The sequence below is a fragment of the Microcystis aeruginosa NIES-843 genome (genome assembly GCF_000010625.1).
Lineage (GTDB): Bacteria > Cyanobacteriota > Cyanobacteriia > Cyanobacteriales > Microcystaceae > Microcystis > Microcystis aeruginosa.
In genome coordinates this window covers 3,216,229-3,231,396 of sequence record NC_010296.1, presented here as the reverse complement: position 1 = coordinate 3,231,396, position 15,168 = coordinate 3,216,229, and the positions used below count along the sequence as shown (strand labels likewise).

Here is a 15,168-nt window from a genome sequence, read left to right as displayed (position 1 = left end):
TGAAAGCAGATCTTGTCTTGATCATATATCTATTTTTGCTTTATTCCAATAGAGCGATCGCTAAAGAATGATAAAGTAGTTGCTAAAATATCTAATAGAGATCTGTGTCACCCGAATATTCGTCTCGATCGCTATCATAGCAGCCCTCTGCTAACAGGGAGTTCCCTAGAGTCAAAGAAATCACCACTTAGAGGTATATTCATTGCCTTTATTGTTGGGATTTTTTCGGCCACTGCTGACGGCGATAACTGCTATACTGCCCATGAATATTGACCAGATAGGGAACTAGATAAGTCAGTTATAAGGCTGTGCATTATAGCATAACCGTGGTTAATTGTCAATAAAATTGTCCCCACTACTACAGCCACTCTTATCCCGGTGGGAGCAAATTGGGGGGATAATAAAGCCCGAAAATAGCCGATAATTCCTTTCATTGCCTATAAATCGCACTCTATCAGGCGAGTAAAACAAAAAGTCACCATTTTTAACCCGTAGGGAGACTTCCACCAGAGAGCGGGAAAACAGCCTTCAGGAGCTGCGAGACTAAAATCCCAGTGATCATAATCATCGATACGCCACTCATCTTTGTCGCGCCATCCTACCAATTCCCCAAATTTTCTAATCGTTTCCGCGTCTTGGGTACGCAGGGTGTTAATACTACCGCCGGCGGCAAAATATAACTTCACCTGATTGCTAAAACCGAAATGATCGCCGCTATAATTTTTCCAAAGGCGATCGAGTACCCGAATCACATTAACGGGAAACCGCATCATATCCTCTGGGGTTAAAGTATCGCGGGTTCTGCCGGCAGTTTCGAGGATAACTCGGAGAGTTTCTGCGTCTGCCTCCCTAAAGTTCCCCTCAGCTAGGAATTGCTGTAATTTACCATAGCGCTCGATGTCTGGTACTAACATCTGCCGCGCTTCGATGAGGGCAACCCGTTCGGTTAAAGATTGCAATTGAGCTAAAATATCCTGAAGTTGGACGTTAATATCTGACATAAATGTAAGGGGGTTTGTTGACTGCAAAAACTACGGATTTATCGGCAGAATAATTATTGATTTACCGCTTCTAATCTTGACTTGACAAAGCGATTCATCCATGCTTCTAGATAGATGCGATTGGCTTTTTGTTCTTTTAAATCTGTGGTAGTTAAAGGGTAAGGTGCTAATCCTTGAATGGCTGCCGTTGTTACACAAAACATCGACTTTTGAAAAGTTTCGCAGATCTGGACTAATAAATCTTCTTCTTGACGAAAACTCTTTTTATAAATGTCGTGCAGATAATCTGGTAAAAAGTGACGCATATCCTGCATTAATAGTGTGGGAGGAATCCCTGCACCTCCGATGGGTAAAGGATCCGCATACAAAGCACCATAGGCAAACATTCCTTGATCGTAGGGAATTTGATAGGCTTGGGCATTATAGGAAATTGTACCGGGGAAAGGTGTTCCGCGAAAGAAAACCGCCTCAACGTAGGGGATTGCCGTATCCGCAAGAAAGGTTAATCCTGCCGATTTGGGGATCAGATCATAGGTTTGTCCTTTGATTTTTACCTGATAGACAATTGCTTGACTAGCATTATCGACTAAATTTTTCTTAATGTGTGCCACCACTGCGGGAATACTGGTAATTTTTCCAGCATCGTAGAGATCGGATAAACTTAAAAAAGTATCGGCCATAATTCGCCAAAATTGACCTAAACCGCTATAGTAGGCCATCATCCGCATTTGTTCTGGCAAAAATTCAGGAAAGGCTTTATTTAAAATTAAAACTAGGGGATTATTCCTAAATTTGGCCTGAATAATCTTGGCTGTCACTTCCCGAAAAGCGGCACTATCTACATAACTATCTAAACCACCCCCACCATGCCAAAACATGGCTTTCATACAGTATTCAGCATACTCAAAATTAATGCGATTATGCCACCAGTGTTGTAGTAATTTCTGCCAAGATACTTGACCATTAAAATATTTAAAGAAGGGGAAAAAAACCAAAAACTGATTTTCCGCAATATAAATTAAATTTTTGGAATAAGCATCTAACACCACTCCGTAACTTTTCAGGATACCCACTACCTCGATCAAATTCTGGGGAGTATCTTTTAACAATGCTTCCCCAGCCGTGAGACGCTCAATATAGGATGCTAGGGGATGAGAGGAGGACTTGACAGGGATAGTGACCATGCTAGAAGCTTGATAAAATAACTTTCCTGATCTATTTTAACGCATAAAAGCACAACCAATTAGCGGCGGTGGCACGGCGAGTCATGCGGGGATTGAATTCGCCAATTTTATAACCGGTAAACCCCAATTTATCTTTTAATAATTGTTTATTTTCTGGCAAGATCGATCGAGTTAATTTTACTGTTGGGGGACGATTGGCAATAAAATCTGGGGGTTCGGGATATTCACGGAGCCAATCTTCCTCTACTTGACTATTATCCCATTTTCCTTGACTTTCATCGTAGCGATAACCTAAAGTTTGCCAAACCAATTTATTAACGGTTTCGTCGTCAATTTCATCGTTAATAATCGCCCAAATTGTCTCTATATTTAATTCTGGTAGTTCCATAGATCAAGTAAATGGGTGATGGGGTGTGGGGTGTGGGGTGTGGGGTGTGGGGTGTGGGGAGAATAAATAAAATAATCTCCTATTTCCTGACGACCGGCTACTGACGACCGGCTACTGCCTACGGTTAAAATAACTGGTGAATAACATCATTGATCATCGCGTAAGCGTAGCCTATTTTGCCTCCTTCTAACGCCAAAATTATTTTTATCTTAACTATCGGTGTGGTGTCGGTTTCTGCATCGGCAATTTTTATCCGGTTAGCGATCGAAGCGGTAGATAATGCTACGATCGCATTTAGTTTATTTTTAGCAACTTCTCGTCTGATCTTGGCTTCTGTTGTCCTAATTCCGAACTGGTTGACCTTATCACGCCAAAAAGTCCCTGTTCAAGCCTATTATTACGCAGTGGGAGCGGGATTTTGTTTAGCTCTCCATTTTGCTACTTGGATTACTTCTCTATCCTACACCTCGATCGCCGCTTCCACCACTTTAGTCACCACTAATCCCCTCTGGGTTTCTCTGTTGGGTTGGTGGTGGTTTCGAGAAAAACCGAGCAAATTAACCTTTATCGGCATTTTTGTGGCTCTAACGGGGGTATTATTCATTGTTTTAGCCGATCGAGATCTCAGTAGCTCTTATCCTAACCCTTTATTGGGCAATAGCTTGGCTTTAATTGGGGCAATTCTCGTTAGTGGTTATATTCTCCTCGGACGGGAAGCACAAAGAAAGGGCTTAAATATTAAGAATTATATAACTGTAGCCTACACTACCGCAGGATTAGCTTTATTACCTGCTATTTTTTTATTCGGTCAAGGTTACGAAAGCTATCCCTTATCCGTGTATGTTTATGTGTTAATGATGGCGATTTTTCCGCAATTAATCGGTCATACTAGCTTTAACTGGGCTTTGCGATGGGTAGCACCGACAATAGTAACCATGGTAATTTTATTAGAGCCAATCGCCGCTAGTCTGTTAGGAGTGTTCATTTTTGGTGAAATACCAGCCCAAGAAGTCATTTATGGCGGATTAATTCTATTAATCGGCGTAGGCATTGCTATTTTAGGCGGATAAGCTTGTTAGTGTATCTAATATTACCGGTTAAGTGTGATCTTGATCGCGGATGGTAATCACAGACAAAGACTAGATTAGTGTACAATGCTAACTGCATGAGAGTTTAGACAATCTGACTCACTTGAGCAATAGGGTTTTCGGGGAATTAATTCCCTGACTAGAGTTAGAAATATCCGATCATCTGGGTACTCTAGACCTCTTGCATAAATCCGAAAACAAACGATAGAAACAATAATGGGAGGGACTTTCAGTTAATTATTTATTAGTAGTTGATAATCTTCAAAAATGTTGCTGTACAAGGATCGACTTAAGACTTTTGCAAGAGGTCTTCTGTAGTTGAGAGCTAAAAAAAGCCAGTAGTGTTCAGGAAAAACTGGGGGGGTGAAAAGTGAAATCAAGAGGGAAGGGGATACAGTCAAAACTGTCATCGTCCGAGTCAGGTTTCTCGATGTTAGAAGTGATAATTGCCATTTTAACTATTACTGCTTTCTTAACAGGAACCTTACAGTTAATGGCAGTGAATGCCTTATATAAAGTTCGAGCAGAAAGACAAGCTCAAGCTAACTTTTGGATACAAGAAGATTTCGAGGATGTCAAAGCTAAAGCTGCGAGTTTAGATTTGGAATCCAGTAATTATGTCAGTGACGATGTATGTGAAAATATCAATCAGGGTTATGCCACAGCCTTAAGAAGACAACTAACGGATACTGCCCTCCCCACCACCCCTATACCGCAGGAAAAATTAGTAGAGATAAAACCAATTGTCGGTAAAAACTATTCTCTCTTTCGGACTTTTAATATTATTAACCAAGCGGATAATCCCCATCGTCTCCGTATTGATTATCGAGTCGAGTTAGCAATAGGTCAAATTGCTGACGATTACCGCAACCAAGAAAATGTTATTGCCAGAAGTTCTGTCGAGGTGATTCCCGATGCGTCGTTTGAATGTCGATAAAAATCAGGGTTTTACCCTGTTAGAAATTTTGATAGCTTTGGCAATTACGGGAATTCTTGCCGCCTTAACCGGACCTAATTTATTAGCTTGGTTAAATAGCAATAAAGTCCAAGAAGCCACCGATTCTATACAATCAGCCCTAAGGGATGCCCAAAGACAAGCCATCCGTCTAGGGAGAATTTGCACGATTAATTTTACTGACGGGACTGGCACTGGTCCCACGGTTTACCGGCAAATAACTGCCAGTGAGCCTGGTTGTTTAGTGGCGACTAATACTAATGCGGGTTCCCTAAGTCTGCCGCAGGAAGTATTTATGGTGGTGAGGAATTTTCCGAATCTTCCCCCTGGGAGCAGCAGTCCGGGGGTACAGTTTTCCTTTCGGGGTCATGTGCCGGGGCTAACCTTTCTTCCGCGGGCAAACCAAGCCATCATCGTATTATATCCCGCCGCCAATGCCTCCGCCGCGCCCTATCCCAACCAAGAAAGAAAGTGTATAGTTATCGCTTCTCTGCTAGGAATGGTTAAACAAGGCACTTATGACGGCGATCCTCTAGAGCCGCTTGATGCCAATAATTGTCAAATCCGTCTCGATGGAACTGAACCCTAATCAGCTTCTCAAGGCAACACACCCACCCCTGTGCAGTTAATCACCCCGTGCAGGATCGCAGAATCCAACCCAGTAAGACTCCGATACCACCAAAGCGGACAATTTGCCAAAAAACTTCCCCCAGCAGTCCGCGACGGATTCCTTCCCAGAATAGACGCTTTAATTCCCCTTCTTTGAGTAAATTGCTTTCTAAAATTACCTCTAATTCTTGAATCTGTTCGCGAATTTGTACCAATTCCTTTTCTAGTTCAGGTAGGGGATTTTCCCGCCATTGGGGTTCTATTTGGCTAAATTGTGCCTCTAGGTCTTTTTTTTGCTGTTCTGCTTCGCTGATCTGTCGATAACGGTCTTTTAGTGATGCGAGCGCCGCTTCGACTTCTTCAATCGCTTGGGTAAATTCTGCCGATTCATCGTTAGGGTATGGGTTTTCTTCTAAGGACATGGACTCGATCCGATTTCCTGCGTCTAAACTATAGTTATAGACGATTTTACGGTTTTACGAAACCTTTTGATTATGATTCCATCCCCTGTCTCTTCCTCATCTCAGACTGTTGATGATCTATCTACCCTGGAATTGGCGCGGATTTTGGCGGAACGTTTGGCGATCGCACCGATTGACTGGCATCGTCTGAAGGCTAACCGTAATGCTCGGGCCGCTGAACAATTAGGGACGGCTTTGGTGTTTTTATTAGATAATCAGCCAGAAGAAGCACTTCCTCGGCTACAACAGGCTACAGGCTGGCTTGATCGCTCGATTTCTGCTCCTCCCTGTCCTTCTCACGGTCACGGTCCTTAGGTGAACCACCGTTCCTGTTTAATTTGTTTACAAAGTTTCAGTTGGGTTCCTTGTTGATTCCAGTGAACTTGGTCGAAGATTTGATATAACATACACAGTCCTCGGCCATTTTCCGCTTCTTCGGGGGGAAAATTGGGACAATCGCAACTACAGCCATGATGGTGACAACCTGGCGTAAATCCACAACCTTCGTCGGTAATTACCCAAGAATACTCGTCTTTACTGCTGGAAAAGTGAACGACCACGGTTTTGCTGGGATCGAGATGATTGCCGTGTTTAGCGGCATTAACTAAAGCTTCTTGCAATCCTAATCTAATTTCTGGTTCTAATTCTTCGGGAATACTAGCGGTCAATAAATCTAAAATCGGACAAAGATACAAGGTGGAAGCGAAACTCATGGTGTTCCAGCTTCGTTTGCTTGTTGGCAGTGAAATAGCAATCACGCGCTTTACCTCTAGCTTTTATTCAATGACTGTTCTCTTACAGAAAGATTAAGGTCTCTTAACCGTCGATCTAGATGATTGCCATACCTAATGAGTCATGTTTTATCCCTTTTCTGTCTCTGAGATTGATTAGATATTTTTATGATTGATCTACAAACCAATCGAGAATCAAGGCCACTTTGAGCGGGTAATTAATCAAAAAAGTAGTTGACTGGAACGGTCTTTAATATGCTATTATCCTTACCCATTGACTTTTCAGCTATAAACGGCTAAAGTGTCGGGTTTTTCCTCCTATTTCATCCTACCATATTCGCTGTTTTTTGTCTAAGAAAAGCGGCGCATTCGACGTGGGGAGTTTGGGGAAAGAAATCAGCTGTTTGCACTTCTAGCAGTTGATAATCGCCTGTTTTACAGAGATATTGCAAGTCTCTGGCTAAAGTTGCACTTTGACAACTGATATAAACAATGCGTTGACTTTGCAGCCGTAACAGACTATCGAGGACAGATCGATCGCAACCTTTGCGGGGCGGATCGAGTAGAATAATGTCGGGTTTAACTGTCAGTTGCGGTAAAGTTTTTTCTACTGCCCCCAAAATAAAAGTTGTGTTGGTAATATTATTTAATTGGGCGTTAATCTTGGCTCGATCGAGGGAAAAGCTATAGGATTCTAGTCCAATCACCTCTTTAACCCGTTTAGCGAGGGGTAAAGTAAAAGTACCGATACCACAGTAGGCATCAATGAGAATTTCTTCACCTTTAAGGTCTAATTTCTGACAAATAACCGCAAATAAGGCTTCAGCAGCCTCTGTATTAACCTGAAAAAAGGTATCGGCAGCCAATTGATAGGTTAATCCGGCGAACTTTTCGGTAATATAGTCCCTTCCGGCGATAGTTGTGGTCTGAGCGCCAAAAATAGCATTACCTCGCTCGGGGTGATAATTCACGGTTACACCGACTAAATTGGCGTATTTTGCCAGCCATTGCTGCGCCTGTGCCTCAATTCCCTGTAAATTATTATCGGTACTAATCAGGGTTAATAAAATTTCTCCCGTGTGGCGGCCAATTCTTAGGGATAAATGGCGTAATTGTCCTTGATGGGTCTTTTCATCGTAAATTGACCAGCCTTGACCCTGAATATCCTGTTTTATCTCTGCTAGAAACGGATTTAAAGCCTGATCTTGAATCGGACATTGATTGAGATTAATCAGATGATGGCTGCCGCGACGATAATAACCTGCTTGCACATTGCCGGTGGGGGAAAATCCGAGGGGATAGGTAGCTTTATTGCGATAAGCGAGGGGAGAATTACCGGTGAGGGGAGGATAAACCAAAGGATCGGTAAAACCACCAATTCTGGTTAATACCTCTTGTACTTGCTCTTTTTTGACCTGAAGCTGAAATTGATCCTCGATGTGTTGCCATTGACAGCCACCACATTTATCGGCGACGATGCAGCGGGGACGGATACGATGGGGAGAAGCTTGGAGAATAGTTTGTAGTTTGCCGATCGCATGACTTTTTTTGATATAGGTGATGCGAGTTTGAATGCGATCGCCAATGACCGTATCCGGCACAAAAATCACCTGTCCTCGGTATTTTCCCACACCTTCGCCCGTATGGTTGAGGTCGGTAATCTCGATCTCGATTAAATCACCTTGTTGCATAGTTAGGGAAACCAGTTTTCATCCAGGGTTTCTGCTGGGGTAATAATGACTTCTATGGGAATTTCTTGCTTGCTCAATTTCGAGACTATTTGTCTAGCTTTTCCATAACAAGAATCGAAAATTTCGAGGAGATAAGGTTTTAAGCTAGGACTGTCTTCCAGCAGATCGGCAATTTGAACTCGAAAATTAATAATTGCCGCTTCCCATTTATTAGCATTATACTTTCTTTCCGTCTGCCAATAAACTAACTTGAGCAGATGAGCTAATAATTGAATTAACAAACTTTTGAGAGCGTGTCGATTATTTTTTCCCATGCTTGCTAATTCCTCGATCAGATTAGTCCAGTCAACCGAGGCAAAATCCTCCTGTCGTAATTGGTTAACGGTTGTCTCGATCCATAGCTGAAAATCTCGATCGTATAAGCTGATCTTCGAGATCGGTATTTGAGCGGTCATGGGAGGTAAACAGTAAAAACAATCCAACTCTATTCTACAATCAAAAATTAATTTTTCTAAAATCCTAGATCGGCTTTGGCAATTTTGGCCGCCGCTAATACTTCCTCATCGGGTAATTCTCGCCAGTCGGTCGCACCTATTTCAGCATAGAATTTTTGATCGTAGGCGCGAGTACGAATTACTACCGGCATAGGGACCGCATGACCTAAAACTAAAGCTTGTTGTTTTGAGTCTAATTTCGCTAAAACTGATCGCAAACTTCCCCCTCCAGAAACCCCGGTAAATATGGCTTCGATGTCCTTTTCATCGTTTAATAAACAGGTGATTCTTGTCCCTACCTGAGACATGACTTCGTTATCAATTCCTGAAGGTCTTTGATCAACAATTAAGAGAGTAACAAAGTATTTTCGCATCTCCCTAGCGATGGTTCCAAAAATAGTTTGATGCACCACGGCAGCATCGAGAAATCGATGAGCTTCTTCAATGGTAATCACTAACTGTTGCGGCCGATCAACGGGGTTTTTGGTTTGTAAAAAATATTCAGCTTTTTTAACATAATTAGCATGAATCCGACGGGTGATCATATTGGTGGCTAACATATAGGAAAGCATATTACTTTGGGAGCCAAATTCAATGACAACGTGCTTACCCGCATCTAAAGCTTGTAAAACCTGATCGATATAATTGTGGGGACAAACACTTTTTAAATATTTCAAACTATCTAGACGCATTAATTTTCTCTGGAGGGACATAATCGATCCCGCATGGCCCTGTTTTTCCGTACAGAAGATTTTAATATCCTCGTTACTCATATTTAATAACTGAACGATCCAAGATTCTCCATACTCGTTATAGAGAATATTGGCATTATCTAAACTAGCTTCCGAGATGCCTAATTCCCGACCGATTAAACGAATATCCTCGATTTCAATCTGATTATAACTTAAGAATAATTCCTGCGCTCCTCGTACTCCCCGGCGTTTGGTAGAATCGGGATCGAGGGTATAAATTTCCACCTGTCCGGGGAATAATTGACATAATCCTTTCACCGTAGAAACATCCTTCCCTTCTTTCATCGCTTCCCAACCGTATTCCGAGTGCATATCAAACATGAGGTTAACCCCTGCTTGTTTGCGAATAATGCCCGAAATTAGTAATCTGGTTAAAAAGGATTTTCCCGTCCCGGATTTGCCAAAAACACCGTTACTACGTTCCACAAAGCGATCGAGATTAATACATATTGGCACGTCCATGTCAAGGGGTTGACCAATAGCAAAATTCTTTCTGGTGGGGTCATCTTCCCAACCGAAAACCATGCGAAAATCCTGCTCACAAGCTTCATAAACTTGGCTAAAATGGGCGGGAATAGTTTTAACTGGCAGTAATTCTAAATCGGCGCTAGTTTGGGGTTGAAAAGAGCCTAAAGAAGTGTCAGAAACTGCGGGAGAATTACCTCCAGTCGGGGTAAACATGAGCATAGGAGATAGTTCGATAGTACCATAAGTACCGCTACCCGCTAAAACATCGCGCATAAAACTATCATCGGGATGGGGAGGGTTAGCGATAATCCGGGGACTGGAGTTACCCAGGGAGACATCGGTGAGGAGACAGAAAAAACGCGAGCGAGTGCCTTGCACAACCAAAAACTTACCGACGCGCATATCTTCCACGGAAATATCCGGATAAAGACGGATTTCTAAACCTTCACTCAGGGAACCTTGAATAACCGATCCGAGGGGTTGTTCACTCATGCTAACCTTGATTTGTGGCGATGAATTATGAATTATGAATTATGAATGAGGAAGTGTTTTCAGTGATCAGTAAACAGTGATCACTGAACTTAAAACTCAAAACTAATAACTGATAACTGATAACTGATAACTGATAACTGATAAAGGGGTTTAAGAAAAAAAATCGGGTTTATGAACGGGAAGCAAGGAAATAACCAAGGGAGAAGAGAATGCCACTAAAAAAGTGAAGATTAACCGCTATAAACTTGCAGTTACTGACTAGCTGAGGTTGGTCGTGATTTTGGTTAACGTGGTTGACTAATTGCCAAGCGAAAGGGAGACTAAGGAAGATTAAAAGAGTGAGAGGGGGATAAACTTGCAGCAGGACAAAAACTACCGTTAAAACGTAAACGAGAACCGTGACTACGGTTAAAACTCTAGAACCTTTTAAAGTACCCAAACGGGCAATAGGTGATTTTTTACCCGCTTTGAGATCATCGGCGACTTGATGGAAATGGGAACAAAAAAGGATGATAGAAGTGGTAATCCCGATAATAATTGAAGCCGCTAGACTAGAGAGAGAAAAAGCACCGACTTGGGAATAGTAGGCAGCGGCAATCGCCAAGGGTCCAAAAGTAAAGAAACAGATAATTTCACCTAATCCTTGATAACCGAGACGGAAGGGAGGTCCTTGATAGGTATAGCCCAAAAAACAGCAGAGGGCGATTAATTCTAGGAGCATCCAATCGCCTCGCCCATAACTAATAGCAAAAATACCGGCGATGCCTAATAATAGAAAAAGATTACTCAGCCAGAAAATTAAAGATTTGTTACCGGTTAAATTAACAATCGAATGTGCCTTATTGACATCGATCCCGGTATCGGCATCAAAAACATCATTACTGAGATTTAACCAAGCGAGAATTAAAATAGCTGAGAGGATAAAAGTGGCAAAAATCGGCAGAGAAAATCGACCTGTTTCCTGATAAGCGATCGCTGTTCCCAGAATAATCGGTATAATCGCCACACTATACATTGGTGGTTTAATGGCTGCTAACCAGAGTTTTTTGGGCGAGGGAGTGGTGACAGTATCGGTGGTCATAGTTAGGGTTTGCTGAAAAAGTTTTTCCTAGGGGTAGGGTGTGGGGTGTGGGGTTTTACCGATTTTCGGGGGTCAATTAGCCAATTTTCAGGGAAAAAGTCCCTAAATTTCCCCTGACTACTGACGACCGACTCCTAACCCTAACAACAATTTTTGATTTTTACCAGAGGTCTGATCATACCTCGGTTTTAAGGATATTTTACTCAAAAATAGAGATAAATAGACTAAAGCCGGGTAAGACATCCTCTCCGTTTAAATTAGCCGGTAGTTCCATAATTTCTACGGATTGCTGAGGACGATAAATTTCCACTTGTTGTTGTTGAGGATTAACTAGCCAACCTAATCGCAAACCACTGTGGAGATATTCCTGCATTTTCGCTTGAATTTCTGGGAGGGAATCGCTACGGGAGCGTAGTTCAATAACGAAATCGGGACAAATAGGCGGAAATTTCTCCTGTTCTTCTCGACTCAGAGCTTGCCAACGAGTTAAACTCACCCAAGCGGCATCGGGAGCGCGATCTCCCCCCTTCGGTAAACGAAAAATCGTCGCCGAACTAAAGACTTTACCCAATCGGGTTTGACGGTTCCAGATACCTAAGTCAATGATAAAATCGGCCTCTCGGTTGCCGCTAATTCCCCCAACAGGTGGCATCACAATTAATTCTCCTTGAACGTTTCTTTCCAGTTGCCAATCTGGGTTAACTTGACAGAGACGGTAAAACTGCTCATCGCTGAGATTGACTGTATCTAAGTTTAAAATCACTGCTGCCATAGCTATATTTCGCCCTAGAAAACACTCTAGTCTTAATTATAGTTAATTAGATTCCCCGCCAGATTGCGATCGCACCGTCTCGATCTCCAGTGACTAACCAACGACCATCTCGACTGGCAACCATTCTTAAGATGACGTTTCCCTTGAGAGTATTCAAGTGCCGACGGGTATTAACATCCCAAAATTTGACAGTTCCATCCCCGGAAGTGCTGGCCAAAACTTTACCCCCATCCAGCAGGGCCATATCGGTAACAGCGTCGTTATGGGCGAGAATAGTAGTGGTGCCGATGCCGCTTTTCACTTGCCAACCGCGGATCGAACCGTCTTGACTAGCAGTACCGGCGGTATTACCATCCTTGGAAAAAAGCACCCGATAAACGGGGAATAAATTCCCCGCATAGGCCCGAATAAAGCGACCGGTACTCACTTTCCACAGTTTAACGAAACCATCGTAATCGGCGCTGACAATTCCTTTACCATCGGGACTAAATGCGATCGCTTGAATCGGATGATTATGACCGCGCAGGGTTTTTAACAGTGTACCCGTCTGAAAATCCCAGAGTTTGACTGTACGATCCCAGCTACCCGTAGCCAAAATTTTGCCATCGGGAGAAATAGCGGCATCAGTAACGAGAAAAGCATGGCCGGGATAGGTCATTTCTAATTTTCCCGTGCGCGTATTCCAGCGTTGCACTTTTCCCCCCGCATCGGCAGTTACGAAACTCTTGCCATCGGGACTAAATTGGATAGCGTTAACAGTATCTCCTAGTTGCCAAGTCCTGAGAGGTTTTTGGGTTTTTAGGTCCCATTCCCTAACAGTGCCGTCAAAACTACCACTCAGCAGCAGGGAGTTATCGGGACTAATGGCCAAAGCATAGATGGGATCCTGATCGGCTTTTAAAATAGTAACCCGTTCGACCATCTGCCAAGGAACGATTTCTGCTAGGGGAGACGCTTGCGGGGTGGTGGTTTTCTCTTTTTCCTGATTGACTGCACAACCACCGGATAGCAACAGCAGTAATAATAACGATAACGTCGGTTGATAAAGGGTTATTTTCATAGAATTTTGCCGTTGTCAAAATCATCTTAAACTACTTTAAACTTGAAGGGGTAAAATTTGAATAGAATAACGACAACGAGGAACAAGATAAATGACAAATTCTTGATTGGTTGTCTTGGCTTCTTCTAGAACATTCTGTAAATTTTCACCGTGAGCAATCACCCCTTTTTCATTATAGGCAATGTATTGATCTTTATACAAATCAATCACGGTGTCACGATTTTTGTTTAACCAACGTAAGTAGGTAGGCGTTAAAAGTTGTCAGATGCCCCCCTTATTAAGGGGGGATTAAGGGGGGATCGAACCTAAAATCCATTTTAAATTTAATTATAACCAGCTACTTAACATTTCTTGGGCTTGTTCTTGAGAGATTGAGTTGGTCATAATCTTTCTAGGGAGAGACGTTTTTTATTAAAAGGAAAGCAGTGCTAATCAGTTTATTTTTGTCAATTATAGCTTCTAGTTGCTCCGATTGATAACAAGCTGTTTCGACTTCTAGAGAAGCGGCATCCAAAGCATTAAGATAAGCATCGTTTAAAGTGTCTGTTAATTCCTGATCACTTAAATAATATCCTGCCGCTTTTCGGCGTTGATTGTGGCGTTGAATTTCTCTAACACTATTGCGAATGGAGACATCCCAAGAACGAGTGGTTCGGTTTTCTGCCTGTTGTTTAATTAAATGAAGTAATAAGATAACAGCATAACAACGAATGGTGCTAATAATCCCATTTTTGCTCATATCTTCAAGGTCTTCTACAATCGCCAGTGAACCTTTAATATCACCTTTTAAGAGCAAAGCTTTTAATTCTAAAAGTTCTTCCATAATCCAATTTCTTCCCCAAATACCCCTTAATTATATCTGGCCACAAGTCTCTCGGATATCCCAGGTTTATTGGGTAAAATGTATTCTAAGATACATTCTTGCGGGCGAGTGAGTGGAACGAACCACAGAGACACAAAGGACACAAAGATCGATCGCTACTATATAAGCAAAAATTGTCACACAAAGTCGAGAAGAGCCAAAAACTTAATCTTTTTTTCATCTATTTTATAAGCTTTTCTCTGCTATGATGAGGCCGTTCTTGTAACAGTCGAGTTTTTAGTCATGACTCAAAGATTAGCAAAACTAATTGATTTTCAGGGGGGGGTAAGCACAGCTTATTAAAACTCTCAATTGCTTCCTCTGTCCTTGGGGTAAGTGCTTTGATCATCACCCCTGTACAGGCAGCAAATTTGATTCAAAATGGCAGTTTTGAGAACGGTGCAAACCCTGGTCTTTTTCAAACAATTAATACTGGTTCCACGGTAATTACAGGATGGACGGTTAGCCAAGGATCAATCGATTATATCGGTACATTATGGCAAGCTTCTAATGGTTCTAGAAGTCTGGACCTAGGTGCAGGAGCGAGTCCTGGTGGAATTAAGCAAACCTTTAACACAACTGTCGGTGGGACTTATCGGGTGACTTTTGATCTGGCGGGTAATCCCAACGCAAGTCCTATTATTAAAGACATGAGAGTGAGTGCGGGAGGAAGTTCTGCTGATTTTTCTTTTAATACAACAGGAAAAAGCAATTCAAATATGGGATGGCTATCAAAATCTTGGGATTTTACCGCTAACAGTACAACCACTACCCTTGAGTTTATCGATTTAACTAATAGCTTTGCTGGTCCTGCGTTGGATAATGTCTCGGTGATAGCTCTTTCCCCTCCTCCTACTCCTACTCCTATCCCCGAACCTTCATCAGTGCTAGGATTATTGAGTTTAGGAGTATTAGGAATTAGTTCTGCTTTAAAACGTCAATCTTAATCTATTTTTATCTTTTTAACCCATCTAAACTAGGTGGGTTAAATTGAATATTCAGATAGGCTTAAAATCGGTGAATAATTTGAATTTTGCGGCACATTTTTAATAATATGCTAGGATAGTATTGATGTTTTA

Annotated in this window: 17 protein-coding genes and 2 pseudogenes; 5 read left to right on the top strand and 14 right to left on the bottom strand. The window is 42.1% G+C overall.

The window, feature by feature from the left end; genetic code table 11:
• Nucleotides 1-208 precede the first annotated feature (208 nt).
• The 4 genes and pseudogenes from nrtS to MAE_RS15480 form a co-directional block, all read right to left on the bottom strand.
• Nucleotides 209-434 (bottom strand): annotated as a pseudogene (gene nrtS / locus MAE_RS15495) (nitrate/nitrite transporter NrtS).
• A 3-nt stretch (nucleotides 435-437) separates the two neighbouring features.
• On the bottom strand, nucleotides 438-1,001 hold the full coding sequence (locus MAE_RS15490; protein WP_002798240.1) for a GUN4 domain-containing protein: 564 nt from the start codon (nucleotides 999-1,001) through the stop codon (nucleotides 438-440).
• Nucleotides 1,002-1,054: 53 nt separating this feature from the next.
• Complete coding sequence (locus MAE_RS15485; protein ID WP_012266428.1) at nucleotides 1,055-2,185, bottom strand: CO2 hydration protein; 1,131 nt, start codon at nucleotides 2,183-2,185, stop codon at nucleotides 1,055-1,057.
• Nucleotides 2,186-2,216: 31 nt separating this feature from the next.
• Nucleotides 2,217-2,573, bottom strand: a complete 357-nt coding sequence (locus MAE_RS15480) for a DUF1823 family protein (protein WP_012266427.1) — start codon at nucleotides 2,571-2,573, stop codon at nucleotides 2,217-2,219.
• A gap of 176 nt (nucleotides 2,574-2,749) precedes the next feature.
• Here MAE_RS15480 and MAE_RS15475 point away from each other — a divergent pair, with 176 nt between their 5' ends.
• The 3 genes from MAE_RS15475 to MAE_RS15465 all read left to right on the top strand — a co-directional run bounded on the left by MAE_RS15475 (nucleotide 2,750) and on the right by MAE_RS15465 (nucleotide 5,205).
• The gene (locus tag MAE_RS15475; RefSeq protein ID WP_002798238.1) at nucleotides 2,750-3,643 is read left to right on the top strand and encodes a DMT family transporter; all 894 of its coding nucleotides are present in this window, start codon (nucleotides 2,750-2,752) and stop codon (nucleotides 3,641-3,643) included.
• 448 nt (nucleotides 3,644-4,091) lie between these two features.
• The gene (locus MAE_RS15470; protein WP_012266425.1) at nucleotides 4,092-4,598 is read left to right on the top strand and encodes a type IV pilus modification PilV family protein; all 507 of its coding nucleotides are present in this window, start codon (nucleotides 4,092-4,094) and stop codon (nucleotides 4,596-4,598) included.
• Nucleotides 4,576-5,205: a pilus assembly FimT family protein gene (locus MAE_RS15465; RefSeq protein ID WP_041804152.1), complete on the top strand. Its 630-nt coding sequence runs from the start codon at nucleotides 4,576-4,578 to the stop codon at nucleotides 5,203-5,205. Before MAE_RS15470 ends, MAE_RS15465 begins: the two co-directional genes overlap by 23 nt.
• Before the next feature lie 40 nt (nucleotides 5,206-5,245).
• On the opposite strand, the gene MAE_RS15460 is transcribed toward MAE_RS15465, so the two are convergent.
• Nucleotides 5,246-5,647 carry a hypothetical protein gene (locus MAE_RS15460; protein WP_012266422.1) on the bottom strand — a complete coding sequence of 134 codons (402 nt, stop codon included), beginning with the start codon at nucleotides 5,645-5,647 and terminating at the stop codon, nucleotides 5,246-5,248.
• Between the two features lie 72 nt (nucleotides 5,648-5,719).
• Here MAE_RS15460 and MAE_RS15455 point away from each other — a divergent pair, with 72 nt between their 5' ends.
• Nucleotides 5,720-6,001: a DUF6439 family protein gene (locus MAE_RS15455; protein WP_012266421.1), complete on the top strand. Its 282-nt coding sequence runs from the start codon at nucleotides 5,720-5,722 to the stop codon at nucleotides 5,999-6,001.
• Here MAE_RS15455 and MAE_RS15450 read toward each other — a convergent pair.
• The 9 genes and pseudogenes from MAE_RS15450 to MAE_RS15410 all read right to left on the bottom strand — a co-directional run bounded on the left by MAE_RS15450 (nucleotide 5,998) and on the right by MAE_RS15410 (nucleotide 14,050).
• Nucleotides 5,998-6,399 carry an ATP-binding protein gene (locus tag MAE_RS15450; protein WP_002798232.1) on the bottom strand — a complete coding sequence of 134 codons (402 nt, stop codon included), beginning with the start codon at nucleotides 6,397-6,399 and terminating at the stop codon, nucleotides 5,998-6,000. The two genes, MAE_RS15455 and MAE_RS15450, sit on opposite strands and share 4 nt — an antisense overlap.
• A gap of 341 nt (nucleotides 6,400-6,740) precedes the next feature.
• The gene (gene rlmD / locus MAE_RS15445) at nucleotides 6,741-8,108 is read right to left on the bottom strand and encodes a 23S rRNA (uracil(1939)-C(5))-methyltransferase RlmD (RefSeq protein WP_012266419.1); all 1,368 of its coding nucleotides are present in this window, start codon (nucleotides 8,106-8,108) and stop codon (nucleotides 6,741-6,743) included.
• 2 nt (nucleotides 8,109-8,110) lie between these two features.
• A complete protein-coding gene (locus MAE_RS15440; protein WP_002798230.1) occupies nucleotides 8,111-8,563 on the bottom strand; it encodes a DUF29 domain-containing protein in 453 nt (150 codons plus the stop codon).
• Between the two features lie 56 nt (nucleotides 8,564-8,619).
• Entirely contained in the window at nucleotides 8,620-10,314 is a 1,695-nt protein-coding gene (locus MAE_RS15435) for a helicase HerA domain-containing protein (protein ID WP_012266418.1), read from the bottom strand.
• 169 nt (nucleotides 10,315-10,483) lie between these two features.
• On the bottom strand, nucleotides 10,484-11,395 hold the full coding sequence (gene menA, locus MAE_RS15430; protein WP_012266417.1) for a 2-carboxy-1,4-naphthoquinone phytyltransferase: 912 nt from the start codon (nucleotides 11,393-11,395) through the stop codon (nucleotides 10,484-10,486).
• Nucleotides 11,396-11,594: 199 nt separating this feature from the next.
• The gene (locus tag MAE_RS15425) at nucleotides 11,595-12,167 is read right to left on the bottom strand and encodes a Uma2 family endonuclease (protein WP_012266416.1); all 573 of its coding nucleotides are present in this window, start codon (nucleotides 12,165-12,167) and stop codon (nucleotides 11,595-11,597) included.
• Nucleotides 12,168-12,213: 46 nt separating this feature from the next.
• Complete coding sequence (locus tag MAE_RS15420; RefSeq protein ID WP_012266415.1) at nucleotides 12,214-13,227, bottom strand: WD40 repeat domain-containing protein; 1,014 nt, start codon at nucleotides 13,225-13,227, stop codon at nucleotides 12,214-12,216.
• Between the two features lie 36 nt (nucleotides 13,228-13,263).
• Nucleotides 13,264-13,467: pseudogene (locus tag MAE_RS15415) on the bottom strand (DUF5678 domain-containing protein); the annotation flags it as partial.
• Between the two features lie 151 nt (nucleotides 13,468-13,618).
• A complete protein-coding gene (locus MAE_RS15410; protein WP_012266413.1) occupies nucleotides 13,619-14,050 on the bottom strand; it encodes a DUF29 family protein in 432 nt (143 codons plus the stop codon).
• Between the two features lie 380 nt (nucleotides 14,051-14,430).
• On the opposite strand from MAE_RS15410, the gene MAE_RS15405 reads away from it, so the two are divergent.
• The gene (locus MAE_RS15405; protein ID WP_041804151.1) at nucleotides 14,431-15,036 is read left to right on the top strand and encodes a choice-of-anchor C family PEP-CTERM protein; all 606 of its coding nucleotides are present in this window, start codon (nucleotides 14,431-14,433) and stop codon (nucleotides 15,034-15,036) included.
• The last annotated feature ends 132 nt before the right edge of the window (nucleotides 15,037-15,168 follow it).